Source organism: Plantactinospora sp. DSM 117369 (assembly GCF_053764795.1).
In genome coordinates this window covers 1,125,878-1,149,577 of the sequence record NZ_CM132446.1, presented here as the reverse complement: position 1 = coordinate 1,149,577, position 23,700 = coordinate 1,125,878, and the positions used below count along the sequence as shown (strand labels likewise).

Genomic DNA, 23,700 nt, shown 5'->3' with positions numbered 1-23,700 from the left:
AAGAATCGAGAGGCCCGTCGACGCGGGCGGTTGGCGCGCGACCTAGCTCCGGCCCCTCCGGGGCAGGCGCATGACTCGGGTACGGGTCGCGGCGGTCATGGCGGCAGGCTAGTGCGGCACGCCGCCGTCGCGCACCGGCATTATTCCGGTGCGAGTCGGGGCGGGGTGATGGCGAACCGGGCCTCGACGGTGGCGTGCACGGTCTGCACCTGCGGGTCGAGTTCGAGTTCCGGCGGCGCTCCGCCGGCCGCCCGGTAGCCCATGGTGTGCGCGGCCCGGGTCATCATCAGCGGCTGCGCGGTCAGGCCGGCGTCGGAGAGGTGCAGCAGGGCGGTCACCTCGGCGCCGAGCGCGTCGGCGTACTCCCGGGCCCGGGCGATCGCCTCGGCGACGGCGGCCCGCCGTGCCTCCCGGTGCACCGGGCTGCCCGGGCGCAGCTCCCACCACGGGCCGGCGACGCTGGTCTGGTCCTGGTCGGCCAGCCGGAGCATCAACTCGCCGAGCACCCCGAAGTCGGTCACCGTGACGACGGTGGTGGCGCTGCCGGCGTACCCGGTGACCTTCTCGCCGGAGCGCTTCAGCTCGGGGCGTACCCACAGGTCGCCGGTCTCCCGGCGCTCGATGGCGTCGCCGTACTCGTCGACCAGCGCTCGGACCGCCTCGGACCGCTCGGCCAGCCGGGACAGTGCCGCCGGGCGGTTCTTGTCCCGGGCGGCGACCGTCACCGAGAAGCGGGCGATCTCCGGGGGAACCTCCCGGACCACCTCGCCGCGGACCAGCACGAAGGGTTGCGCCGTCATCTATCCACCCTAGTCCGGCACAGTCGGTTCGGCTCGGTACGCGGCGAGCCGCTACCTGCTCGGCTGGCGTGCGGAGTGGGTCCGGATGAGTCCCTCGACGCCGCGGAGGAAGGTCTCGCAGATCAGTGCCCGGTCGAACAGGCAGCCGGCCGCCATCGCGCCATCGCGGAGCATCACGAAGTGCTGCGCGGCGGGCTCGGCCTCGGTTTCCTGGATGTTCGCCATCAAGGTGTTGACCGTGTCGAGGAACCACTGCCGATGCGCGAGGACGGCCTGGTGCACCGGGTGGTCGGGATCGGGGTACTCGGCCACGGCGTTCAGGAAGGCGCAGCCGCGAAAGCCGGCGGACTGGATGCTCTGGGCAATCGACTCTGCGACGGCCCGGAGGGCGTCGGGCGCCGGGAGGCCGGCGGTGATGGCCGTCTCCACCTGGCTGCGGATGGCGTGATCGGCCGCGTGCAGATAGGCAAGGACAAGGTCCTCCTTGCCGGGGAAGTGCCGATAGAAAGTGGCCCGGGTCACCTTCGCCTCGTTGATGATCCGGTCGACGCCAACCGAGTGGATTCCCTCCCCGTAGAAGATCCTGGTCGCCGTGTCGAGGAGCCGTTGCCGCGCCTCGGACGGCCGGGTGCCGGTCTCGCTAGGTGCCATGAGCCGATAGTAGGGATAGAACGTTCGGTCTTGCCACGTCGACACGAAGTCGCTATGGTTAGCGAGACAGAACGTTCGTTCTAGTGGTGTTTTCAACTGCGGTGCCCGCTTAGTTGCGGTTTCCCTCGGTAACCACCGAAAGGATCACCATGACCACCGTTACCGCACCCGCCGTCTCGACGACGGCGTCCACCCTGCGGCGGCTGTACTTCGTCCGCTTCGCGTTCGCCATCGTCTGGGCCCTCGTGATGTTCCCGCTCGCCAAGCACCTCGGCCCGCTCACCGTGGCGCTGCTCGTGCTCTACCCGCTGTTCGACGTGGCCGCCGCCGTCGTCGACGCCCGCGCGTCGCGCGCCACCGGATCGCCCACCCTGCTGTACGTGAACGTCGCGGTCAGCCTGCTCGCCGCGGTCGGCCTGGCCATCGCCGGCGCGTCCGGCATACCGGCGGTCCTGCGCGTGTGGGGCGCCTGGGCGATCGTGGCCGGACTGGTTCAGTTGATCGTGGCGGTCACCCGCCGCGGGATGGGTGGCCAGTGGCCGATGATCATCAGCGGTGGCATCTCCGTACTCGCCGGCGGGTCGTTCATCGCCGGTGCCTCCGCAGAGAACCCGATGCTGACCAACGCGATCGGCTACGCCATCCCCGGCGCCATCTTCTTCCTCATCTCGGCCATCCGCCTCGGCCGCGCCGCCAAGGCGCACTGACATGGAAAACGCTACCTATGACGTCGTCGTCATCGGCGCGGGGCCGGTCGGGGAGAACGTCGCCGATCGGGTCGTGCGGGGTGGCCTGACCGCCGCCGTCGTCGAGCGAGAACTGGTCGGTGGTGAATGCTCATACTGGGCCTGCATGCCGACCAAGGCGTTGCTGCGCAGCGCGACGGCGCTCCGGGCGGCGCGTCGGCTGCCCGGAGCGCGTGAGGCGGTGACGGGCGACCTGGACGCGGCAGCCGTGCTGCGCCGTCGCGACTCCTTCACCTCCAACTGGTCGGACAGCGGGCAGGTGTCCTGGCTCGACTCGGCCGGCATCGCGCTGTATCGCGGCCAGGGACGGATCAGGTCCGACCGGGTCGTCGAGGTCTGGGCCGGCGGGGACGACCCGACCGTCTCGCTCACCGCTCGGCATGCGGTCGTCGTCGCGACCGGCAGCAGCGCCCTGATCCCGGATCTCCCCGGCCTCCGCGAGGCGGCACCCTGGACCAGCCGGGAGGCAGCCGCCGCGACCGGAATTCCCGGTCGGCTCGCCATCATCGGGGGTGGCGTGGTGGCGTCGGAGATGGCGACCGCGTTCGCAGGTCTCGGATCCACGGTGACGGTGCTGGCCCGTGACGGTGTGCTGCCCCTGGCGGAGCCGTTCGTCGGCGAGCGGGTCACGCAGTCGTTGCGGGAAGCCGGTGTGGTCGTGCGCCTCGGTGCCGAGGCCGGGTCGGTGATCCGGGACGGCGACGGCGCGGTGCACATCACGCTCACCGACGGCGAGCAGGTCGAAGCCGACGAGATCCTGGTCGCGACCGGCCGTACGCCGAACACCCAGGACATCGGCCTCGACAGGATCGGTCTGAAGCCCGGTGCCTGGCTCACGGTCGACGACACGTTGCGGGTCGTCGACGACGACGGGGCGTTGCTCGGCGACGGATGGCTGTACGCCGCCGGTGACGTCAACCGGCGCACCCTACTGACCCATCAGGGCAAGTACCAGGCTCGGGCGGTGGGCGACGTCATCGTGGCGCGGGCCAGGGGCGAGGCGGTCGAGGACGGCCGGTGGGGCCGGCACGTCGCCACCGCCGACGAGCGCGCCGTGCCGCAGGTCGTCTTCACCGACCCGGAGATCGCGTCGGTGGGGCTGACCGCAGCCGCCGCCGAGGCCGCCGGGCTGCGGATCCGGGTCGTCGACTACGACCTGGCCGCCGTCGCGGGATCCGCCCTACACGCCGAGGGCTACCAGGGAAACGCCCGGATGGTCGTCGACGAGGACCGGCAGGTGATCGTCGGCTGCACCCTCGTCGGTCCGGACGTCGCGGAACTGCTGCATGCGGCGACGATCGCGGTCGTCGGCGAGGTGCCGCTGGATCGGTTGTGGCACGCCGTTCCCGCGTTCCCCACGGTCAGCGAGGTGTGGCTGCGCCTGCTGGAGGCGTACGGCCGCTGACAGCGCGAGGTCGTCGAGTGGCACGGCGGGCGGTTGGTGCGTGGATGCCTGCCGAGGGGTTCCGGACGGTAGCACCGTGCCGGTCCACAGACCTGGGAGGTCTCGATGTGGCCGGGCGATCCGGCGCCCCGCCGGAACCCGTCAGCGGCTACGCGAACACTCGAACCGTCAACTCGGATACGCCTCCAGTTCCCAGAGCGAGTAGCCGTAGCCGGTGCCCCGGACGGTGCCGTTGATCCGCAGGTAGCGGCCGGTGGCGCCGAGCCCGGTGTGCTCGTCGGTGCCGCCGTCGCCGCCGGTCACCGACTTCACGGTGGTCCAGGCGTTGCCGTCGGTCGAGGTCTGGATCTGGTACGCGCTGCCGTACGCCGCCTCCCAGAGCAGCCTCACCCGGCCGATCGGCTGCGCCGAGCCGAGGTCGACGCGGATCCACTGTGGATCGGTGAAGGCGGACGACCAGCGGGTGGCCGGGTTGCCGTCCACCGCCGCCGAGGCGGGCACGTCGGCACCTTCCGCGCTGGACGCGGTCGCCGGCTTGTTCAGCAGCAGGTTGCCGCCGCCGCTCGGGCCGGACGGGGTGCCGTAGACCTCGACCTCCCAGAGCGAGTAGCCGAAGCCGGTCCCCCGGGCGGTGCCGTGGATCCGGACGTACCGGCCGGTGCCGGTCAGCCCCGGGTGGTCGTCGACCCCGCCGTCCGCCCCGGTCACCGACTTCACGGTGGTCCAGGCGTTGCCGTCGGTCGAGGTCTGGATCTGGTACGCGCTGCCGTACGCCGCCTCCCAGTTCAGCCGTACCCGGCTGAGCTGGTACGACGCCCCGAGGTCAACGGTGATCCACTGCGGGTCGGCGAACGCCGACGACCACCGGGTGGCCGGGTTGCCGTCCACCGCCGCCGACGCGGGCACGTCGGCACCCTGCACGCTCGACGCGGTCGCCGGCCGGTTCAGTGCCAGGTTGCCGGTCGGCTCGGGGTCCGGCCCCGGCCCGCCGCCCTCGCCGAGCAGGGTGAACTCGTCGATGTCGTAGAGCCCGCCGCCGGTGCCCCGGAACACGAGGTACAGCTCGTGCGTGCCGGCCGGTGCGGTGATGCCGCCGGTGACGTCGCGGAACTCGCCGTAGCCGCCGGTGGCGGGAACCGTCGCCGAGCCGATCACCTGTCCGGTCGGCGAGCCGATCCGGAACTCCAGGGTGTGCCCGCCCACGTTGGCGCCGACCCGGGCGGAGAACGACCGCACCCCGGTCAGGTCGTACGGGGTGAACGCGATCCAGTCCCCGTTGTCGATGTAGCCGACCGCCCGGCCGCCGTGCGCCTGGCCCGGGGCGCTGGTCTGTACGCCGTTCGCCGACGAGTAGTGCTCGGCCTGGCGTACCCGGGGTTGCAGGATGCTCTGCGCGTGCGTGGTCAGCGGCGCCTGCCCGCCCCCACCGCTGTCGGTGTATTCCGCGTCCACCACCCCGAAGATGTTCGCGGCGGTGTCATGCTCGCCGTCGGCGACGGTACGCAGCGTGCCGGTGCAGCCCTGTGCGCTGGTCAGCAGGTGTGCGTGCGCGTCGTGCCCGAGCAGATAGCTGACCTTGACCCGGGAGCAGTCGATGGTGCCGTCCTGCGGATCGGTGACCAGCACCCGGAACGGCACCGTGTCGCCGAAGGTGAAGGTCTGGCCGTTGCCCGGCAACTCCAGCCGGACCGTCGGGGCGGTGTTGCCAACCGTGATCACCACGCTGCCGGTGGCGGTCTTGCCGGTCGAGTCCCGGACGGTCAGCGTCGCGCTCCGGGTGCCGTTGGTGGTGTAGGTGAAGGTCGGGTTCGGTGCCGTGGAGTCGGTGCTGCCGTTGCCGTCGAAGTCCCAGGCGTAGCTGATCGGGTCGCCGTCCGGGTCGAGGGTGCCGGCCGAGGAGAAGCTGACGGTCAGCGGCGCCACCCCGGAGGTCGGGGTCGCCGCCACCACCGGCTTCGGGGCGCGGCCGCTGCGGGCGTACTCGATCCGGTAGACCGCCGAGTGCTCGTCGCCGTTGAAGAAGCCGGTGCCGTAGTCGAGCACGTAGAGCGCACCGTCCGGGCCGAACTCCAGGTCCATCACCTGGGTACCGGACCACGGGAACGGATTGATCTTGAATGGCTTGCCCGCCTCGTCCAGCACGATGTTCCTGATCCAGCGCCGGCCGAACTCACCGGCGAAGAACGTGCCGTGGTAGTACTCCGGGAAGGCCACCTCGGAGGTGGAGTTCGGGTCGTACCGGTAGACCGGCCCGGCCATCGGGGAGAGCCCACCACCCGGGAACTCCGGCGGCTGCGACCCGGTGTACGGCAGCCAGGCCGGCACCGCCGCCGGCAGATTGCGGATGCCGGTGTTGTTCGGCGAGTCGTTGGTCGGCCCGCCCGCGCAGTTGTACTTCGGCCCCGACGGCCCGGACGGGAAGGTGAACTCGTTGTACGCGTCGTTGTCGCCAGTGCAGTACGGCCAGCCGTAGAAGCCGGGCGAGGTGATCCGGGCGAACTCCACCTGCCCGGCCGGTCCCCGGTTCGGGTCGGCGGTGCCCGCGTCCGGGCCGTAGTCACCGAGGTAGACCGCGCCGGTGGCCTTGTCGACGCTCATCCGGAACGGGTTGCGGAAGCCCATCGCGTAGATCTCCGGCCGGGTGTTCGGGGTGCCGGGCGCGAACATGTTGCCGGCCGGCACGGTGTAGCCACCGCCCGCGTTCGGCTTGATCCGCAGCACCTTGCCGCGCAGGTCGTTGCTGTTCGCCGAGGTCCGCTGGGCGTCGAACGCCGGGTTGCGGCCGGGCCGCTCGTCGATCGGGCTGAACCCGGCCGAGTCGAACGGGTTGGTGTCGTCGCCGGTGGAGAGATAGAGGTTTCCGGCGGCGTCGAAGTCGATGTCCCCGCCGACGTGGCAGCACATCCCCCGGCTGGTCGGCACGTCCAGCACCAGCGTCTCGCTCGCCATGTCCAGGGTGTTGTCGGCCCGTACGGTGAACCGGGAGAGCCGGTTGACGCCGTTGAACGGCGCGAAGTCGGCCGGCGTACCGGTGGCCGGGGCGCCGCCGCCCGGGGTGTTCAACGGCGGCGCGTAGAAGAGGTACACCCAGCGGTTGGTGGCGAAGTTGGGGTCGGCCTTGATGCCCTGCAAACCCTCCTCGTCCGAGGTGTAGACGGCGAGCCGGCCGGCGACCTTGGTGTTGCCGACCGCGTCGGTGTGCCGGATCGTGCCGTCCCGGGCGGTGTGCAGCACGCCCCGGTCCGGCAGCACGGTCAGGCTCATCGGCTCGCCGACCTCGGCCACCCCCTTGGCCAGGGTCACCTGCTGGAAGCTGCTCTCCACGGTGCCACCGCAGACCCCGGGCTCGACCCCGGCCGCGCTGCGCAGCCCGCCGAGCAGGTGGGTCCGGAACAGCGGCTCGGCGAAGGACTCGTCGGTGTGCCCGCCGCCGGTGTACCAGGACCGCCCGCCGTCGTAGTTGTGGCACCAGGCGATCGGGTGGTCGTGCCCGTTGCCCCCGCCGGTGTACGTCGTCTCGTCCAGCGTGGCCAGCACGTGCACCTTGCCACGCGGGTTGGCCCGGAAGTTGTACCACTCGTCGCTGCGGTTCCAGCGCAGCGGCAGCGTCCGGGTGGACGGGTGCACCCGGTCGGCGACCTTGAGGGTGGCCGGCTGCGGTGCCGGATGCGAGGCGAAGTACGCCCCGACCAGCCCGCCGTACCACGGCCAGTCGTACTCGGTGTCGGAGGCGGCGTGCACCCCGACGTACCCCCCGCCGGCCTGGATGTAGCGCTGGAAGGCGCCCTGCTGCGCGCTGTCGAGTACGTCCCCGGTGGTGGAGAGCCAGACCACCGCGTCGAACCGGGCCAGGTTGGCGTCGGTGAACGCCCCGGCGTCCTCGGTCGCCTCGACGGCGAAGTTGTTGGCCGCGCCGAGTTGCTGGATGGCCGCGATGCCGGGGCCGATCGAGCCGTGCCGGAAGCCGGCGGTCTTGGAGAAGACCAGCACGGTGAAGGCCGGGGCGGCGCTCGCCACCGGCGGTGTCACCGCCACTCCGACGAGTACGAGAAGCAGGCTCAGCGCAGCGCCGAGCCAGGATCGTGTTATCCCACGCACGGACCGGTCCCTTCGTCGACCGGGCGGTCCGCCGTGTCACGCCCTCTGGCTCGCGCCACCGGCGATCACCGGAGGCGCGAAAGATGTGCATACATCGTTACGAGCGTGTTGCCGTGCCGTCAAGCGGTGCCGAGCACATTTCCGAGAGCGCTCTCCGCTCGCCGGACGGGGTCGATCAGGAGAGCAGCCGGTCCGCGGCGGCGGCCACCCGCTCGTCCGTCGCGGTGAGCGCGACCCGGACGTGCCGGTTGCCGGTCGGGCCGTAGAGCTCGCCGGGCACGACCAGGATGCCCCGTCGGGCGAGCCAGTCCACCGTGGCCCAGCAGTCCTCGCCCCGGCTGGCCCACAGATAGAGCCCGGCCGTGGAGTACGTGATCTCGAAACCGGCCTTGACCAGCGCGTCTCGCAGCACCTTGCGGCGGGCGGAGTATCGGGCGCGCTGCTCGACCACGTGCGTCTCGTCGCCGAGCGCCGCGACCATCGCCGCCTGCACCGGAGCCGGCACGATCATCCCGGCATGTTTCCGCACCGCCAGCAGAGTGCCGATGATGTTCCGGTCACCGGCGACGAAGCCGGCCCGGTAGCCCGCCAGGTTGGAACGTTTGGAGAGCGAGTGCACGGCCAGCAGGTTGGTGTGGTCGCCGCCGGAGACCGCCGGGTCGAGGATCGAGGTCGGCGTCTCCTCCCAGCCCAGCGAGAGGTAGCACTCGTCGCTGGCCAGCACGACGCCGCGTTCGCGGGCCCAGTCCACCACCTTGCGGAGATGTTCCGGCGGCAGGACCCGGCCGGTCGGGTTGGACGGCGAGTTGACCCAGAGCAGGCGTACCCGGGGGTCCGGGCCGAGCGCGGTCAGGGCGTCGGCCCGGACCACCTCGGCGCCGGCCAGCCACGCCCCGACCTCGTACGTCGGGTAGCAGACCTGAGGGATCACCACCACGTCGCCGGGACCGAGCCCGAGCAGGGTGGGCAGCCAGGCGACCAGCTCCTTCGAGCCGATGGTCGGCAGCACGCCGACCGTCTCCGGGTCGGCCCCGCAGGACCGGGCCACCCATTCGGCGAGCGCGGCACGCAAAGCCTGCGAGCCGGCGGTCAGCGGATAGCCGGGCGCGTCCGAGGCCGCCGCCAGCGCGGCCCGGATCGCACCGGGCACCGGGTCGACCGGGGTACCCACGGAGAGGTCGACGATCCCGTCCGGATGCCGCCCGGCCAGCGCCTTCGCCGGTTCGAGCAGGTCCCAGGGAAAGTCGGGCAGATTGCCGGTGCGGCCGGAGCGTGCCCCGTCGGGCGTACGGCCGGCAACCGGCGTCGTGCCGCTCAGTGCTCACCTCGCGGCGGCTGCGCCGCGACGAAGGGGGTGTCCTTCTCGATCTTGCCGGTCTTGGAGGCGCCACCGGGCGAGCCGAGGTCCTCGAAGAACTCGTAGTTGGCGGTGGTGTAGTCCTTCCACTGCTCCGGCACGTCGTCTTCGTAGAAGATCGCTTCCACCGGGCAGACCGGCTCGCACGCCCCGCAGTCCACGCACTCGTCGGGGTGGATGTAGAGCATCCGGTTGCCTTCGTAGATGCAGTCGACCGGGCACTCCTCGATGCACGCTTTGTCGAGCACATCCACGCACGGCTCGGCGATGATGTAGGTCACCGATCTTCTCCTCCGCAAGCCACGCCGCGATCGACCGCGACGGTAAGAGCCTAGTATGTCGCCGGGGAGGGGGTCGATCGTGCTCGGACGCCGCGATGTGGGACACCGGATCGTCGTTCGCCGGATTGTCGGAAATCAGAGCGGACGCACCCTGTTCAGCGACGCGCTCGGCGAGCTGGTCGACCTGACCGAGACCCATCTCACTCTGGCCACCGCGACCGGGCCGCTCCGGGTGCCGCTGCGCGAGGTGCACCGGGCCAAGCGGGTGCCGCCGGCCCGGCGCCCGAACGCGGCGGCGGTGGTCGAACTCGAACTCGCCTCGGACGAGGCCTGGCCGGCCCCGGTACGCGAACGGCTCGGCGACTGGCTGCTGCGTACCGCCGACGGCTGGTCCGGGCGGGCGAACACCGCGCTGCCGGTGGGTGACCCGGACCGGCCGCTCGACGAGGCGATCGACGCGGTGCAGCGCTGGTACGCCGAACGCGGCCGGCCGGCGATGGTCAACGTGCCGCTCCCGCTGGCCGCGCCGGTCGGGGCGGCGCTGGACGAGCGCGGCTGGTCGGCCCGGCCGCTGGTACTCGTGCAGACCGCGCCGCTGGCGACGATCCTGGACGCCGTCCCCGCCCGGCCGGACCTGCCCGCGCCGGAGCTGGCCGGGACACCCTCGCCGGAGTGGTTCGCCCTGGCCGCCCAGCGCAAGGCGAAACAGCGTCGGCAGTACGCCCGGCTCGACGCGGCCGGCACCGGACCGCCGGGCGGCTCGGGACGCTCCCCGGACCCCGGAGCTCCGGCCGAGCTGCCCGCCGCCGCCCGGCACATCCTCACCGCCGTGCGCCAGGTCCGCTTCGCCCACCTGTACGCCACCCCACCCGCCGGCCACGCCACGCCGCCCGCCGGCCACGCGGGCGACGGGCCGGAGTTGATCGCGGTGGCCCGGGGCACGGTCACCGGCCAGCACCGCTGGCTCGGGTTGAGCCTGATCGAGGTGGTCCCGTCGGCCCGGCGGCAGGGGCTGGCCCAGCACCTGATCCGGGCGCTGGCGGAGTGGGCGGCGGGGCTCGGTGCGACCCGGGCGTTCCTCCAGGTCGAGGAGCGCAACGAGGCCGCCGTCTCGCTCTACCGGCGGCTCGGCTTCAGCACGCACCACACCTACCAGACCCGGGTCGCGCCGCACTGACCAGTCAGCGGCGTACGACCCGGCGGGGCTTGGACTGCTTGGCCTCGGCGTACCGCTTGAGCGACTGGGACCGGTAGTCCCGGCCGAACGCGGTGAGCAGCAGGTAGCCGACGAGTGCGCCGCCGAGGGTGAAGCCGGCGTAGAGCCAGATCTGCGAGAAGAACGCCCCGGCCCCCGAGGCGAACGGCTGGCTGCCGCTGATGAACGGCCCGACGAAGATGGTCAGCACCATCGCGACCAGTACGGCGAGTGCCATCTCCCCGCTCCAGTCGGGCAGCGGACGGCGCTGCCCCCGGAGGAACGCGAGGGTCGCCAGGACCAGCCCGATCGCGGCGAACATGCCCAACGAGATCCGGTCCTGTATCTCGGTGTTGTCACCGAACCCGAACCGGGCCACCAGACGGGCCACGACGTTGATCCCGAACAGCACGCCCGCGAGTACTCCGACCGGCAGCCAACGCTCCTTCATCGCACGTCCTCTGGCCTCGGGCCCCCACCCGTCCGGGGGCTTCCTGCCACAGATTTCTACCACCCGTGGCTGAGTGGATCCATGGTGCGAGCGGGCGCGGATCGGAGCGGGGAGGAGCCGTTGCGGCCCCGGGGGTCAGAGCCGGAGCTGCGGGGACTCGGAGCCGCGCGGATTCATGATTATGCGGAAACCCATGACCGCGAAGGTCACCGAGCCAGCGAAGATCATCACCAGCCCGACCCAGTTGTTGGCGGCGATCAACACGTCACCCTCGGAGGTGCCGCCGACGGCGACCACCATCAGGGCGAACCAGACGACGGCGGGCAGCGCGAGCGCCCAGCGCCGCCCCACCACCCGGGGCGCGAACCAGCCCAGCGCCACGTTCGCCAGCACGGTGACCAGCACCGACACCCCGATCAGCACACCGCCCACCCGGAGCGTCGACAGGATCAGCTCCAGCACGACGGTGACCGCCGCGGCCACCACCGCGACCACGCCACCGACCACCCGCAGCACCATGTCGACCGCCCGGTGCGCCGCCGACGGCTCGGCGGGCGGCGGGGGGACGGGCTCCAGCTCCGGCGGGGTGGACACGGACGGGCTCGGCAGACTCACCGCGCGCCCGCCTCCGCCGGCGTACCGGTCGGGGGCGTCGGGACCACGGCGGTCGCACCGGGCCGGACATCGCCGGCCGGGACCGGTGCAGTCGCCTCCGCCGCCGGTAGCCCGGCGAAGAGGTCGTCCTCCCAGCCGTACGGGCCGAAGCCCGGGCCCCGGGAGCCGACGGCCAGGGTGTAGTACTCCACACCCATGAACTCGCCGCCGAAGTTGCTGGCGATCGAGTAGAGCCACGAGTCGTCCGGGATCTGCGTGGCGTGCGCCCGCATCGCCGCCTCCTTCGCGGCGTGCTGGTCGGTGCCGTCGATCCGGGCCGCGATCTGCTCGTCCGGAGTACCGAACGGGAGGTCGTCGACCTGCTCGGTGCTGGCGAACGGGTTGTCGGCGGCGTCGGCGAAGGCGGCCAGACCCGCCTCCAGCACGCTCCTCGGCATCGCCGTCCAGTAGATCTTGTCCGGTCCGAAGCCGCCGGCGGTGGCGAGTTCGGCCGCCCGCATCGCCACCCGATGCGCCTGGATGTGGTCGGGGTGCCCGTAGAAGCCGTTCGGGTCGTAAGTGATCACTACCTGCGGGCGCACCTCGCGCATGATTTCGACCAGGTGGCCGGCCGCCTCGTCGAGATCGGCCCGCCAGAAGGCCCGCGGGTGGTCGTTGGTGGGCAGCCCCATCATGCCCGAGTCGCGGTACCGCCCGGCGCCGCCGAGGAACCGGTGGTCCCGTACGCCGAGCGCGGCGCACGCGGCGGCCAGCTCGGTGATCCGGTACCCGCCGAGCTGGTCGGCCTCGGTGGCGGCCAACCCGTGAAGCGCCGGTACGTGGATCTCGCCCTCCTCGCCGAGGGTGCAGGTGACCAGGGTGACCCCGGCGCCGGCCGCCGCGTAGTACGCCATCGTGGCGCCGGTGCCGATCGCCTCGTCGTCGGGATGCGCGTGCACCAGCAGCAGCCGCCGGGCCGGCCGGGCCGGATCGGCGGAACCGAACGGCTCGGCTTCCTCGGCCGGGACGGCCACCTCGTTCGGGTTCGTCACCCGGGCAACTCTACGCGGCCGGGCCGGCTCACCCTACTCAGGGAGTTAGTCGTCGCCTCCGAAGAGTGATCACCCCGCTACCGGTACCCGACCGGGCGGCGATGCGCGGCTCCGCCACATCACCGACCGCCCGGCTCTACGATCACGATGTGGACTACCCGGAGTTGGCCGCCCGTACCCGCCGGTTCAGCCGCGGCGCGCCGCGCGCCGTGACGGTGGCGAGCGACGGCTCGCGGGTGGTCTTCCTCCGCTCCGGCGGCCCCACCGACCCGGTCGACGCGCTCTGGATGCTGGACGTCGCCGACGGCACCGAACGGCTGGTCGCCGACCCCGCCGACCTGCTCGCCGACCCGGCGGCCGACACCGACCCGACCGGGACCGGTCCGGTCGCCGACCCCACCGACCTGGCGGCGGCCGCCGCCGGCGCCCACCCGGCCGGCGCCGCCGGTGCCGGGCCGGCCGTCGGCACCGACCTGGCCGGCGCGCCGAACTCGACCGAGCGGGCGCTGCGCGAACGGCTCCGGCTGAGCGCCTCCGGCATCGCCTCCTACGCCACCGACCCGGCCGCCCGGGTCGCGGTCTTCGCCCTCGACGGCCGGCTGTTCCGGGCCGACCTGGTGCACGGCGACGTGGTCGAGGTCGCCGTGGCCGGCCTGGTGGTCGACCCCCGACCCGACCCGACCGGCCAGCGGCTGGCCTACGTCACCGACGCCGCCGGTGACGGTGACCGGGTCGGGCAGTTGCGGGTGGTCGACTCCGACGGCACCGACACCCTGCTGGCCGGCGAGGACGCCGGGGTCACCTGGGGGCTGGCCGAGTTCGTCGCGGCCGAGGAGTTCGACCGGTTCCGGGGCTACTGGTGGGCGCCGGACGGGCGCTCCATCCTCGCCGCCCGGGTCGACGAGTCCCGGCTGCCCCGCTGGCACCTGCACGACCCCGGTGACCCGGCCAGCCCGCCGCGCTCGGTGGCGTACCCGCGCTCCGGCGGGCCGAACGCCGAGGTGAGCCTGCACCTGCTCGACCTGGACGGCGGCTGGGTCGACGTGCACTGGGACCGGGAGACCTATCCCTACCTGGTCTCGGTGGAGTGGGCCGAGACCGGGCCGCTGATCACCGTACTGCGCCGGTTGCAGCAGCACGGCCTGGTGCTGGCGGTGGACCCGCGTACCGGCGAGACGCAGGTGCACGCCGAACTCGCCGACCCGCGCTGGGTCGACCCGGTCGCCGGCACCCCCCGGCACCTGCCCGACGGCCGGGTACTGGTCGGCGGCGAACTCGCGCACGACGGGTACGACGCCCGCTGCCTCTTCGCCGACGGCACCCTGCTCACCCCGCCGTCGCTCTACGTCCGCCGCGTGGTCGGCTGGCTGCCGAACCGCAACGGCAGCCCCGACCTGCTGGTCGAGGGGAGCGACGGCGAGCCGAGCCAGCAGCACCTGTTCCGGGTGCGTACCGCGATCGGGGCCGGCGGGATCGACGCCCGGCGGCTGACCGGCGACCCGGGCTGGCACAGCGGGACGGTCGGCGGCGACGTACTCGTGGTGCAGTCCCGCTCGCTCGACGCGGCCGGCAGCACCTGGACGGTGTGGCAGGGCGACCGTGAGGTGGGCACGCTGCGCTCGCTCGCCGCGACCCCGCCGTACGCGCCCCGGCCCGCGCTGGAACGGGTCACCGACCGCCGGCTGCCGGCCGCGGTGGTCTATCCCGGCAACCACGTCGCCGGCCGCCGGCTGCCGGTGCTGCTCGACGTCTACGGCGGCCCCGGCCATCAGGAGGTGGTGGCCGCCCGGTCGGCGTGGCTGGAGCGGCAGTGGTGGGCCGACGCCGGCTACGCCGTGGTCACCATCGACAACCGGGGTACCCCCGGCGTGGCGCCGTCCTTCGAGAAGGTGGTGCACCGGCGGCTGGCCGACGTGATCCTGGCCGACCAGGCGGACGCGCTGACCGCGCTGGCCGGCAAGCACCCCGACCTGGACCTCGGCCGGGTGGCGATCCGGGGCTGGTCGTTCGGGGGCTGGCTGGCCGCGCTGGCGGTACTGCGCCGGCCCGACCTGTTCCGGTGCGCCATCGCCGGCGCGCCGGTCACCGACTGGAGCCTGTACGACACCGCCTACACCGAGCGCTATCTCGGGACACCGTCCGACAGCCCCGAGGTGTACGCCCACCACTCGCTGCTGGAACTCGCCGCCGAGCCGGTACGGACCCCCGACGAGGTCCGGCCGATCCTGCTGGTGCACGGGCTGGCCGACGACAACGTGGTGGCCGCGCACACCCTGCGGCTCTCCGCCGCGCTGCTGGCCGCCGGCCGCCCGCACTCGGTGATCCCGCTGACCGGTGCCACCCACATGGCCGCCGGTGGCACCGCCGAGCGGCTGCTCGCCCTCGAACTCCACTTCCTCCGGCAGCACCTGTAGCCGGTTCCTCCGGGGGCACCTCCTGCCGGTCCTTACGGCAGCAGCTCCCGCCGGTTCCTACCGCAGGATCCTCTGCCGGAACGGCCCGGGAACCGGAACAGCCGGAACGGCCCGGGAACCGGAACAGCCGGAACGGCCCGGGAACCGGAACAGCCGGAACGGCCCGGGAACCGGAACAGCCGGAACGGCCCGGGAACCGGAACGGCCCGAGAGCCGGAGCACTGCGGCCACCCGGCCGTCGGTCACGGGGTGCGGCGGTCGAGGTCGACGCAGTCGTACTCGTCGGGCAGCAACGGGCGGATCGCGACGCTGAGCAGTTGCCCGCCGCTGCGCCAGCGGGTCGCCAGCGGTGCGGCCCGGACCAGCGTCGCCGTCTCGGCGTCGGGGCCGGCCGGGTCGAGGAGCGTGCAGAGACCGACCCGGGTACGGAGCCCGGCCAGGAGATCAGGGCCCGGCCACGGCCGCGACCGGCTGGTGTCCCCCGGCGCACCCCAGCCACCCGTGGCGAGTACGGCCAGCCGGGTCGGGCGGTAGCCGGCGCCGTGGGTCCGGTCCGCCGGCAGCGCGAGGACCCGCACGTTCCGGCGGAACTCCACTATCCGGCGCCGTGCCCCCGTGTCCCGCTCGGACGGCGACACCATGGTGGTGGTGTGCGACCGTCCGGCCGAGCGCAACGAGACGACCAGCAACGAGCCGTCGGTGGCGGGCACCGGCTCGTCGAGATGGCGGGCCTGGGCCAGACCGGCGGCGTGTGCCAGCCGGTAGATCTGCCGGTAGCGGTCCGGGGCGAGGACGTACTCGCGGGCCTGGTACACCGAGCCCTCCCAGTGGCCTCCGGCGATCACCCGGCCGCCACCGTAGAGGGTGAACTCCGGCGGTTCCGCCCGCTCGTACGGTGCGGTCATGCTCCGCCACTCCCGCAACTGGAGCACCAGCGTGCCCGGGTCGGCCGGCGGCTCCGGCACCGTACCCGGGTGGAACCCGGGTGCCGAGCCGGTGAGCAGGCCGAGCAGGCAGACCGCCGCGACGGCCGGGGCGAGGCCGCCGGTAACCCGGATCAGTGAGCGCATCCCGCTGAGACGGCCGGTGCGGGCGCCCGGGTTCCCACCGGGCGGTGCTGGAGCGCGGTGTCCCGTACCCGGCGGCGCAGCCTGGCCGAGGACGGTGTTCCGGCGGGCTGAGGTGCGAGAATCCGCCCATGATTCGGCCCTCGATCTACGAGTACGCCGGCGGCGAGCCGGCCTTCCTGGCACTTGCCGCCGCGCATCACCGGCGCTGCCTCCAGGACCCGGTGCTCAACCACCCCTTCTCGCACGCCGACCGCAACCCGGAGCACGTGGCCCGGCTGGCCAGCTACTGGGTCGAGGTCTTCGGCGGGCCGCCCCGCTATTCGGAGTCGTACGGCGGCCACTCGGCGATGCTCGGCATCCACGCCGAACAGGGCATGGAGCCGGAGTTGGGCGACCGGTTCGTCCGCTGCTTCGCCCAGGCGGTCGAGGACGCGGGGCTTCCCGAGGATCCGGAGTTCCGGGCCAGCCTGCTGGGCTATCTGCGGTGGGCCGTGGACGAGGTCTTCGAGTACGGGCCGCCGGGCAGCCGGGTGCCGGCCGAGCTGCCGGTCCCCCGCTGGTCCTGGGACGGCCTGCAGAGCGGCGGACCGGCGTAGCGAAAACCCGCCCGGGCGGATGTCCGGAACCGTCCGCCGGCCCCGACGTCTCCAGCGAGCAGGCACCGGAGGCGGTGCCGACCGGAGAGGGAGTCACCGTGAAGTACATGATCATGATGAGCGGATCCCAGCGCGACTACGACGCGATGGCGGGCAAGGGCAGCGACGGCTCGCCGGCCTGGTCGCCGGAGGACATGGCCGCGCTGCACGAGTTCATGGCGGCCTGGAACAACGACCTGGTGGAGTCGGGCGAGTTCGTCGACGCCCGGGGGCTGACCGCACCGGTGCACACCCGACGGATCGCACTGCGCGACGGGGTGCCGGTGGTGACCGACGGGCCGTACCCGGAGACCCAGGAGGTGCTGGCCGGCTACACGATCGTGGAGTGCGACAGCTTCGACCGGGCGACCGAGATCGCGGCGAAGCTGGCGAGAACGCCGCACCCGGAGGACGCGACCCTGACCAACGAGTGGTACGTCGACATCCGGCCGATCGCCGAGGGCATCGAGGATCTGTAGGGCGGCCGCAGCGTGCCGGGAAACGACGTCGAGGACCTGCTGCGTCACCTGGCGCCGCAGGTCCTCGGCGCGCTGGTCCGCCGGTACGGGCACTTCGACACCGCCGAGGACGCGGTGCAGGAGGCGCTGCTCGCCGCCGCCACGCAGTGGCCGGGCGAGGGCGTACCGGAGAATCCCCGGGCGTGGTTGATCACCGTCGCGGCACGCCGGCTCACCGACCTGCTCCGCGCCGAGCAGGCCCGGCAGCGTCGGGAGGACAGGGTGGCACGCTGGGCACTCCCCGAGCAGTGGCTGGCGCCGGCCGCCGACCGGGCGCCGTCGGACTCCGACGACACGCTGGTACTCCTCTTCCTCTGCTGCCATCCCGCGCTCTCGGCGGCCTCGCAGATCGCGCTGACCCTGCGCGCGGTCGGCGGCCTGAGCACCACGGAGATCGCCCGGGCGTTCCTGGTGCCGGAGTCGACCATGACCCGGCGGATCAGCCGGGCCAAAGAGCGGATCAGGGACAGCGGCATCCCGTTCGGGATGCCGCCGGCGGCCGAGCGCGCCGGGCGGCTCGACGCGGTGCTGCACGTGCTCTACCTGATCTTCAATGAGGGGTACGTCACCACGTCCGGCCCGACCCTCTACCGCACCGAGCTCTCCGCCGAGGCGATCCGGCTGGCCCGGATGCTGCACCGGATGCTGCCCGACGACGCCGAGGTGACCGGGCTGCTGGCACTGATGCTGCTCACCGACGCCCGGCGGCCGGCGCGTACCGGTCCGGACGGCGCGCTGATCCCGATGGCGGAGCAGGACCGGGGCCGGTGGGACGCCGGGCTGATCGCCGAGGGGGTGGCCCTGGTCAGCGCGGCGCTGCCGAACGGGCCGGCCGGGCCGTACCAGGTGCAGGCGGCGATCGCGGCCCTGCACGACGAGGCGCCCAGTGCCGAGGCGACCGACTGGCCACAGATCGTCGCGCTCTACGAGGTGCTGCTGCGGATCGCCGCCAATCCGGTGGTGGCGCTCAACCACGCCGTGGCGGTGGCGATGGCCTCCGGGCCGCGCGCCGGGCTCGACCTGCTGGACCGGCTCGCCGCCGACGACCGGATCGCCGACGACCACCGGATGTACGCGGTCCGGGCACACCTGCTGGAGCTGGCCGGAGACCGGGCCGCGGCCCGCGAGGCGTACCGGGCGGCGGCCCGCCGGGCGACCGGGCTGGCCCAGCAGCGCTACCTGAACGGCCGCGCCGACCGCCTCACCGGCGACCGCTGACCCGCACCGGTCCGTCCGGGTCGCCTCCCCGATGGCGAAGATCGTGCTGTTTCCGCGAAGTAGTGAGCCAGGTGAGTCGGCGAGGGCACTATTTTGCGGAAGTAGTGCGACCATCACCGGCGTTCGCCCAGGAGCGGGTGCAGAGCACCAGGCGGTAGCCGTCCGGGTCCTCGAAGGTGACCCCCCAGTGATCCCAGTACGGACCCTGGGAGACCCGCCGGCCGCCGGCCGCTTCGAGGCGGGCGACCAGGGCGTCGTCGACCGGCCCGGCGAGATAGAGCACCAGCAGGTCCTCGGCGGTCGGCGCCGGGGCCACGGTGAGGTGGGTCCCGCCGACGATCTCCAGGTGCCATCCCGCTCCGGGCCAGCCCAACATCACCAGGTCGTGCTCCCCGGGACCGTTGCCGAAGCCCCGGTACAGCACCTCCAGGCCGAGCCCGGCGACGTAGAAGCGTTCGATCGCGGCGGAATCCCCGGTCGGCCGGGCGAGCCGGAGGTGGGCTTTCGGGTCGATCGTCAAGAGAAACTCCTTCCGGTTGGACGATCAAGCCTGCAAGCTGAACCGCGCTTCAGGTCAAGACCGGGTCCGGCGCCGCCGTCCCACACTGCGCGAAGATTTCGGCCTCGTCGGGTCCTTTCCGGTAGTCTCGATCCCCGGGTCGAGAGGCGCTGCAACGGGTGGTGACGCCCGCCACGCTCGACCCGAGGACTGATCTTCTCCAAGGGCGCCTCCGTTCCACGACGGAGGTGGCCAATGGGTACGGGTACGACTTCGAGCGGCACCGGCACGCGGGCGGCGCGCACCCGAGCACTGCGGGACCTGCTCGCCGAGCGGATCGTGGTGCTGGACGGCGCCTGGGGCACGATGCTCCAGGGCGCTGGGCTCACCCCCGCCGACTACCGGGGCGACCTGCTGGCCAACCACTCGCACGACGTGACCGGCGACCCGGACCTGCTCAACCTGACCCGGCCGGACGTCATCCTCGACGTACACCGGCGCTACCTGGCGGCCGGCGCGGACATCACCTCGACGAACACCTTCACCGCGACGAGCATCGCGCAGGCCGACTACGGCCTGGCGGCGCTGGTCCCGGAGATGAACCTGCGCGGCGCCCAACTCGCCCGGCAGGCGGCCGACGAGGCGGGCGGCAAGTTCGTCGCCGGCTCGGTCGGGCCGCTGAACGTGACCCTCTCGCTCTCGCCCCGGGTCGACGACCCGGCCTTCCGGACGGTCTCCTTCGACACCGTCCGGGAGGCGTACGCGGAGCAGATCCGGGCGCTGGCCGACGGCGGCGTCGACATCCTGCTGATCGAGACGATCTTCGACACGCTGAACGCGAAGGCCGCGATCGCGGCCGCCCGGGAGGTCGCGCCGGACCTGCCGCTGTGGATCTCGGTAACCATCGTCGACCTGAGCGGCCGGACCCTCTCCGGGCAGACCGTCGAGGCGTTCTGGAGTTCGATCGCGCACGCCGAGCCGCTGGCGGTCGGGGTGAACTGCTCGCTCGGCGCCGCCGAGATGCGCCCGCACGTCGCCGACCTGGCCCGGCTGGCCGACACCTACGTCGCCTGCCACCCCAACGCCGGGCTGCCGAACGCGTTCGGCGGCTACGACCAGCAGCCCGAGGAGACCGGCCGGCTGCTCCGGGAGTTCGCCGACGCCGGCATGGTCAACATCGTCGGCGGCTGCTGCGGCACCGGCCCCGAGCACATCGCCCGGATCGCCGAGGCCGTCGCCGGCCAACCGCCCCGGCCGGTGCCGGCGGTGCCGAGCGCCACCCGGTTCAGCGGGCTGGAGCCGTTCACCATCGGCCCCGACACCGGCTTCGTGATGATCGGCGAGCGGACCAACGTCACCGGCTCGGCCCGGTTCCGCCGGCTGATCGAGGCCGACGACTACCAGGCCGCCGTCGACGTGGCGCTGGAGCAGGTACGCGGCGGCGCCAACATCCTCGACGTGAACATGGACGCCGACCTGCTCGACAGCGAGCGGGCGATGACCACCTTCCTCAACCTGATCGCCACCGAGCCCGAGGTCGCCCGGATTCCGATCATGATCGACAGCTCGCGGTGGAGCGTGCTGGAGGCCGGGCTGAAGTGCGTACAGGGCAAGGGGATCGTCAACTCGATCAGCCTCAAGGAGGGTGAGGAGGCGTTCCTGGAGCAGGCCCGGCGGATCCGCGACTACGGCGCCGGGGTGGTGGTGATGGCCTTCGACGAGCTCGGCCAGGCCGACACCGCCGAACGCAAGGTGTCGATCTGTGCCCGGGCGTACGACCTGCTCACCCAGCGGGCCGGGTTCGCGCCCTCCGACATCGTCTTCGACCCGAACGTACTGGCCGTGGCGACCGGCATCAGCGAGCACAACGGCTACGCCAAAGCCTTCATCGACGCGCTCCCGCAGATCAAGGAGCGCTGCCCGGGGGCGCGGACCAGCGGCGGCATCTCCAACCTGTCGTTCTCGTTCCGCGGCAACGACGTCGTACGCGAGGCGATGCACTCGGCGTTCCTGCTGCACGCCGTACGCGCCGGGCTGGACATGGGCATCGTCAACGCGGGTCAGCTCGCCGTCTATCAGGACATCCCCGCCGACCTGCTGGAACTCGTCGAGGACGTGCTCTTCGACCGGCGACCGGACGCGACCGACCGGCTGGTCAGCTTCGCCTCCACGGTCAGCGGCTCCGGCACCCGGCGCACCGTCGACCTCGCCTGGCGGGAGGCGCCGGTCTCCGAGCGCCTGTCGTACGCGCTCGTGCACGGCATCGTCGACTTCATCGAGGCCGACACCGAGGAGGCGCGCAAGCAGGCCGACCGCCCGCTCGACGTGATCGAGGGGCCGCTGATGGACGGCATGAAGATCGTCGGCGACCTCTTCGGCTCCGGCAAGATGTTCCTGCCCCAGGTGGTCAAGAGCGCCCGGGTGATGAAGCGCTCGGTCGCCTACCTGGAGCCGTACATGGAGGCGGAGAAGGAGCAGGCCCGGGCGGAGGGCCGGCTCGACACCAACCGCGGCCAGGGCAAGGTGGTGCTGGCGACGGTCAAGGGCGACGTGCACGACATCGGCAAGAACATCGTCGGCGTGGTGCTGGGCTGCAACAACTACGACGTGGTCGACCTCGGCGTGATGGTGCCGGCCGCCAAGATCCTCGACACCGCGATCGCCGAGGGCGCCGACGCGATCGGGCTCTCCGGGCTGATCACCCCGTCCCTGGACGAGATGGTGGCGGTCGCCACCGAGATGCGGCGGAGGGGCATGAACCTGCCGCTGCTGATCGGCGGGGCGACCACCTCACGACAGCACACCGCGGTCCGGATCGCCCCGGCGTACGACGGCAGTACCGTGCACGTGCTCGACGCGTCCCGGGTGGTCGGGGTCGTCTCCGACCTGCTCAATCCGGAGCGGGCCGCCGAGCTGGACGTACGCAACCGGGCCGAGCAGCAGCGCCTGCGCGAGCAGCACGAGGGACGGGACCGGGTACCCCTGCTCACCCTCGCCCAGGCCCGGGACAACCGCGAACAGGTCGGCTTCGACGACCTGCCGGTGCCGGCCTTCACCGGCGTACGCGTGGTCCGGCCCGAGCTGACCGCGCTGCGCGAGATGATCGACTGGCAGTTCCTCTTCCTCGCCTGGGAGTTGAAGGGGAAGTTCCCGGCGATCCTCGACCAGCCGGTGGCCCGGGAACTCTACGACGACGCCAACACCCTGCTCGACCAGATCATCGCGGACGGCTCGCTGACCGCCGTCGGGTCGTACGGCTTCTGGCCGGCGCACGCCGACGGGGACGACATCGTGCTGACCGGCGAGGCCGGGGCCCGCTTCCCGATGCTGCGCCAGCAGACCACCAAGCCGGCCGGCCGGCCGAACCGCTGCCTCGCCGACTATCTCGCCCCGGCCGGTGACCACCTCGGCGGCTTCGCGGTGACGATCCACGGCGCCGAGGAGCTGGCCGCCGGCTTCGAGGCACGGCACGACGACTACCGGGCGATCATGGTCAAGGCGCTGGCCGACCGGCTCGCCGAGGCGTTCGCGGAGTACCTGCACCTGCGGGCCCGGCGGGACTGGTACGAGCCGGACGCCGACCCGGCGATCGAGGACCTGCACGCCGAGCGGTTCCGGGGGATCCGTCCCGCCCTCGGCTACCCGGCCAGCCCCGACCACAGCCTGAAGCGGGAGCTGTTCGACCTGCTCGACGCCGAGGCGCTCGGGATGGGCCTGACCGAGTCGTACGCGATGACCCCGGCCGCCAGCGTCAGTGGCCTGCTCTTCGCGCACCCGTCGTCGCGGTACTTCACCGTCGGCCGGCTCGGGCGGGACCAGGTCGAGGAGTACGCGGCACGGCGGGGTCTGCCGGTCGCCGAGATCGAGCGCTGGCTCCGCCCCAATCTGGGGTACGACCCCGAGCAGTGATCCAGCACCGCCTCCCACCTATCGGCCGATCCGACATCCACTCATTTGCCTCCGCCTATCCCCCGTTCGGCTCACTACCCTGGTCAGTGGCGCCGCTGACGGGAGGAGACGCCGGTGGAACTGCGAGGCCCGCTCTCCTGGCGGATCGGCATCCGCAGGTGGGATTACCTGGTCGACTGCGCATTGTGGATCCGGGCGAGCGAGCGCATCGAGGTGCCGGCACACCGGTTGGTGCCCGGCCCGCTGGATCTCGACGAGCTTCCGGCGCCGGCCAGCTCGCTCGGCTTCGTCCCCGGCGCGGAATGGCTCGGCTGGTGGCTCTCGCTGGTCGACCCGGCGGGACAGCGTCCGCAACCGCGCGCCGACCTGGAGCCCGCCGACGACACTCCGGATCCGCTCGGCCTGGCACCGTGGCCGGCACTGCGCCGGGTGGTCGCGGAACGCTGGCCGGAGGCCCGTGACTGGCACATCGCCCGGCAACGCGACTCGTTCGGCCGGCCCGGGCCGGGTACGTCGACCACCACCGACGTGGTACGCCAGGTCGAAGCGTCGCTGGGCCGGTCGATACGCCCGTTCAGCGTCGAGATCGTGCTGCTGCCGGTACGCGACGAGGTGATCCGCCGGGTGGACCACGAGCGCTACCTCGTGCCGGAACGGGTACACGACAGTCCACGGTGGTCGGTCTGGCTCCGCGACCTGGTGCTGCGGATCGGCTGACCGGGCACCCCCGTCGCCGGCCGCGACGGGCTGTTCGGGCCGGTGGTGCCGGTGCCGGCGGACGCACCGCCGTTCGACCGGGCGCTGGGC

At 72.6% G+C, this 23,700-nt stretch carries 18 protein-coding genes, 2 pseudogenes and 1 riboswitch; of the genes and pseudogenes, 10 read left to right on the top strand and 10 right to left on the bottom strand.

From position 1 onward, the window contains the following. Positions 1-140: 140 nt before the first annotated feature. Entirely contained in the window at positions 141-800 is a 660-nt protein-coding gene (locus ACSMXO_RS05290) for an SIMPL domain-containing protein (RefSeq protein WP_455416894.1), read from the bottom strand. A gap of 51 nt (positions 801-851) precedes the next feature. Continuing rightward, entirely contained in the window at positions 852-1,451 is a 600-nt protein-coding gene (locus tag ACSMXO_RS05285; RefSeq protein ID WP_455416893.1) for a TetR/AcrR family transcriptional regulator, read from the bottom strand. Between the two features lie 149 nt (positions 1,452-1,600). Between ACSMXO_RS05285 and ACSMXO_RS05280 the strand changes: the two genes are divergently transcribed. Both ACSMXO_RS05280 and ACSMXO_RS05275 read left to right on the top strand, forming a co-directional pair. Then, on the top strand, positions 1,601-2,158 hold the full coding sequence (locus tag ACSMXO_RS05280) for a hypothetical protein (protein WP_455416892.1): 558 nt from the start codon (positions 1,601-1,603) through the stop codon (positions 2,156-2,158). Position 2,159: 1 nt separating this feature from the next. Continuing rightward, positions 2,160-3,602 (top strand): dihydrolipoyl dehydrogenase family protein, encoded by a 1,443-nt coding sequence (locus ACSMXO_RS05275; RefSeq protein ID WP_455416891.1) that lies wholly within the window; start codon positions 2,160-2,162, stop codon positions 3,600-3,602. A gap of 168 nt (positions 3,603-3,770) precedes the next feature. Here the strand turns inward: ACSMXO_RS05275 and ACSMXO_RS05270 are convergent, their stop codons facing one another. From ACSMXO_RS05270 to fdxA, 3 genes are all read right to left on the bottom strand, one after another. Then, positions 3,771-7,700, bottom strand: a complete 3,930-nt coding sequence (locus ACSMXO_RS05270) for a ThuA domain-containing protein (RefSeq protein ID WP_455416890.1) — start codon at positions 7,698-7,700, stop codon at positions 3,771-3,773. 175 nt (positions 7,701-7,875) lie between these two features. Further along, positions 7,876-8,952, bottom strand: coding sequence for a succinyldiaminopimelate transaminase (gene dapC, locus ACSMXO_RS05265; protein ID WP_455419176.1), 1,077 nt, complete (start codon positions 8,950-8,952; stop codon positions 7,876-7,878). A gap of 62 nt (positions 8,953-9,014) precedes the next feature. Continuing rightward, positions 9,015-9,338 (bottom strand): ferredoxin, encoded by a 324-nt coding sequence (gene fdxA / locus ACSMXO_RS05260; RefSeq protein ID WP_203864497.1) that lies wholly within the window; start codon positions 9,336-9,338, stop codon positions 9,015-9,017. Positions 9,339-9,417: 79 nt separating this feature from the next. Here fdxA and ACSMXO_RS05255 point away from each other — a divergent pair, with 79 nt between their 5' ends. Then, the gene (locus tag ACSMXO_RS05255; RefSeq protein WP_455416889.1) at positions 9,418-10,515 is read left to right on the top strand and encodes a GNAT family N-acetyltransferase; all 1,098 of its coding nucleotides are present in this window, start codon (positions 9,418-9,420) and stop codon (positions 10,513-10,515) included. A gap of 4 nt (positions 10,516-10,519) precedes the next feature. On the opposite strand, the gene ACSMXO_RS05250 is transcribed toward ACSMXO_RS05255, so the two are convergent. From ACSMXO_RS05250 to mshB, 3 genes are all read right to left on the bottom strand, one after another. Next, complete coding sequence (locus ACSMXO_RS05250) at positions 10,520-10,984, bottom strand: hypothetical protein (protein WP_346262087.1); 465 nt, start codon at positions 10,982-10,984, stop codon at positions 10,520-10,522. Between the two features lie 135 nt (positions 10,985-11,119). Further along, entirely contained in the window at positions 11,120-11,503 is a 384-nt protein-coding gene (locus tag ACSMXO_RS05245) for a hypothetical protein (protein ID WP_455419175.1), read from the bottom strand. A gap of 92 nt (positions 11,504-11,595) precedes the next feature. After that, complete coding sequence (gene mshB, locus ACSMXO_RS05240; protein ID WP_455419174.1) at positions 11,596-12,612, bottom strand: N-acetyl-1-D-myo-inositol-2-amino-2-deoxy-alpha-D-glucopyranoside deacetylase; 1,017 nt, start codon at positions 12,610-12,612, stop codon at positions 11,596-11,598. Positions 12,613-12,779: 167 nt separating this feature from the next. On the opposite strand from mshB, the pseudogene ACSMXO_RS05235 reads away from it, so the two are divergent. Together ACSMXO_RS05235 and ACSMXO_RS05230 are read left to right on the top strand one after the other, a co-directional pair. After that, a pseudogene (locus ACSMXO_RS05235) lies at positions 12,780-13,001 on the top strand (peptidase S9); the annotation flags it as partial. Between the two features lie 123 nt (positions 13,002-13,124). Further along, positions 13,125-15,044, top strand: a pseudogene (locus tag ACSMXO_RS05230) (prolyl oligopeptidase family serine peptidase); the annotation flags it as partial. 242 nt (positions 15,045-15,286) lie between these two features. Here ACSMXO_RS05230 and ACSMXO_RS05225 read toward each other — a convergent pair. Next, positions 15,287-16,114 (bottom strand): hypothetical protein, encoded by an 828-nt coding sequence (locus ACSMXO_RS05225; RefSeq protein ID WP_455416888.1) that lies wholly within the window; start codon positions 16,112-16,114, stop codon positions 15,287-15,289. 128 nt (positions 16,115-16,242) lie between these two features. Between ACSMXO_RS05225 and ACSMXO_RS05220 the strand changes: the two genes are divergently transcribed. From ACSMXO_RS05220 to ACSMXO_RS05210, 3 genes are all read left to right on the top strand, one after another. Then, positions 16,243-16,710 (top strand): group II truncated hemoglobin, encoded by a 468-nt coding sequence (locus ACSMXO_RS05220; RefSeq protein WP_455416887.1) that lies wholly within the window; start codon positions 16,243-16,245, stop codon positions 16,708-16,710. A gap of 107 nt (positions 16,711-16,817) precedes the next feature. Next, positions 16,818-17,228: a YciI family protein gene (locus ACSMXO_RS05215; protein ID WP_455419173.1), complete on the top strand. Its 411-nt coding sequence runs from the start codon at positions 16,818-16,820 to the stop codon at positions 17,226-17,228. Positions 17,229-17,240: 12 nt separating this feature from the next. Further along, entirely contained in the window at positions 17,241-18,485 is a 1,245-nt protein-coding gene (locus ACSMXO_RS05210; RefSeq protein ID WP_455416886.1) for an RNA polymerase sigma factor, read from the top strand. Between the two features lie 88 nt (positions 18,486-18,573). Here ACSMXO_RS05210 and ACSMXO_RS05205 read toward each other — a convergent pair whose 3' ends face one another. Continuing rightward, entirely contained in the window at positions 18,574-18,999 is a 426-nt protein-coding gene (locus ACSMXO_RS05205; RefSeq protein WP_455419172.1) for a VOC family protein, read from the bottom strand. A 141-nt stretch (positions 19,000-19,140) separates the two neighbouring features. Further along, positions 19,141-19,223: riboswitch (S-adenosyl-L-homocysteine riboswitch) on the top strand. Between the two features lie 16 nt (positions 19,224-19,239). Here ACSMXO_RS05205 and metH point away from each other — a divergent pair. Next, complete coding sequence (gene metH / locus ACSMXO_RS05200) at positions 19,240-22,893, top strand: methionine synthase (protein WP_455416885.1); 3,654 nt, start codon at positions 19,240-19,242, stop codon at positions 22,891-22,893. 114 nt (positions 22,894-23,007) lie between these two features. After that, entirely contained in the window at positions 23,008-23,610 is a 603-nt protein-coding gene (locus tag ACSMXO_RS05195) for a hypothetical protein (RefSeq protein WP_455416884.1), read from the top strand. The last annotated feature ends 90 nt before the right edge of the window (positions 23,611-23,700 follow it).

Coding starts and splice junctions, on each gene's coding strand:
- ACSMXO_RS05290 (WP_455416894.1), bottom strand. CDS start 800: ATGACGGCGCAACCCTTCGTGCTGGTCCGCGGCGAGGTGGTCCGGGAG.
- ACSMXO_RS05285 (WP_455416893.1), bottom strand. CDS start 1,451: ATGGCACCTAGCGAGACCGGCACCCGGCCGTCCGAGGCGCGGCAACGG.
- ACSMXO_RS05280 (WP_455416892.1), top strand. CDS start 1,601: ATGACCACCGTTACCGCACCCGCCGTCTCGACGACGGCGTCCACCCTG.
- ACSMXO_RS05275 (WP_455416891.1), top strand. CDS start 2,160: ATGGAAAACGCTACCTATGACGTCGTCGTCATCGGCGCGGGGCCGGTC.
- ACSMXO_RS05250 (WP_346262087.1), bottom strand. CDS start 10,984: ATGAAGGAGCGTTGGCTGCCGGTCGGAGTACTCGCGGGCGTGCTGTTC.
- ACSMXO_RS05245 (WP_455419175.1), bottom strand. CDS start 11,503: ATGGTGCTGCGGGTGGTCGGTGGCGTGGTCGCGGTGGTGGCCGCGGCG.
- ACSMXO_RS05225 (WP_455416888.1), bottom strand. CDS start 16,114: ATGCGCTCACTGATCCGGGTTACCGGCGGCCTCGCCCCGGCCGTCGCG.
- ACSMXO_RS05220 (WP_455416887.1), top strand. CDS start 16,243: ATGATTCGGCCCTCGATCTACGAGTACGCCGGCGGCGAGCCGGCCTTC.
- ACSMXO_RS05215 (WP_455419173.1), top strand. CDS start 16,818: ATGATCATGATGAGCGGATCCCAGCGCGACTACGACGCGATGGCGGGC.
- metH (WP_455416885.1), top strand. CDS start 19,240: ATGGGTACGGGTACGACTTCGAGCGGCACCGGCACGCGGGCGGCGCGC.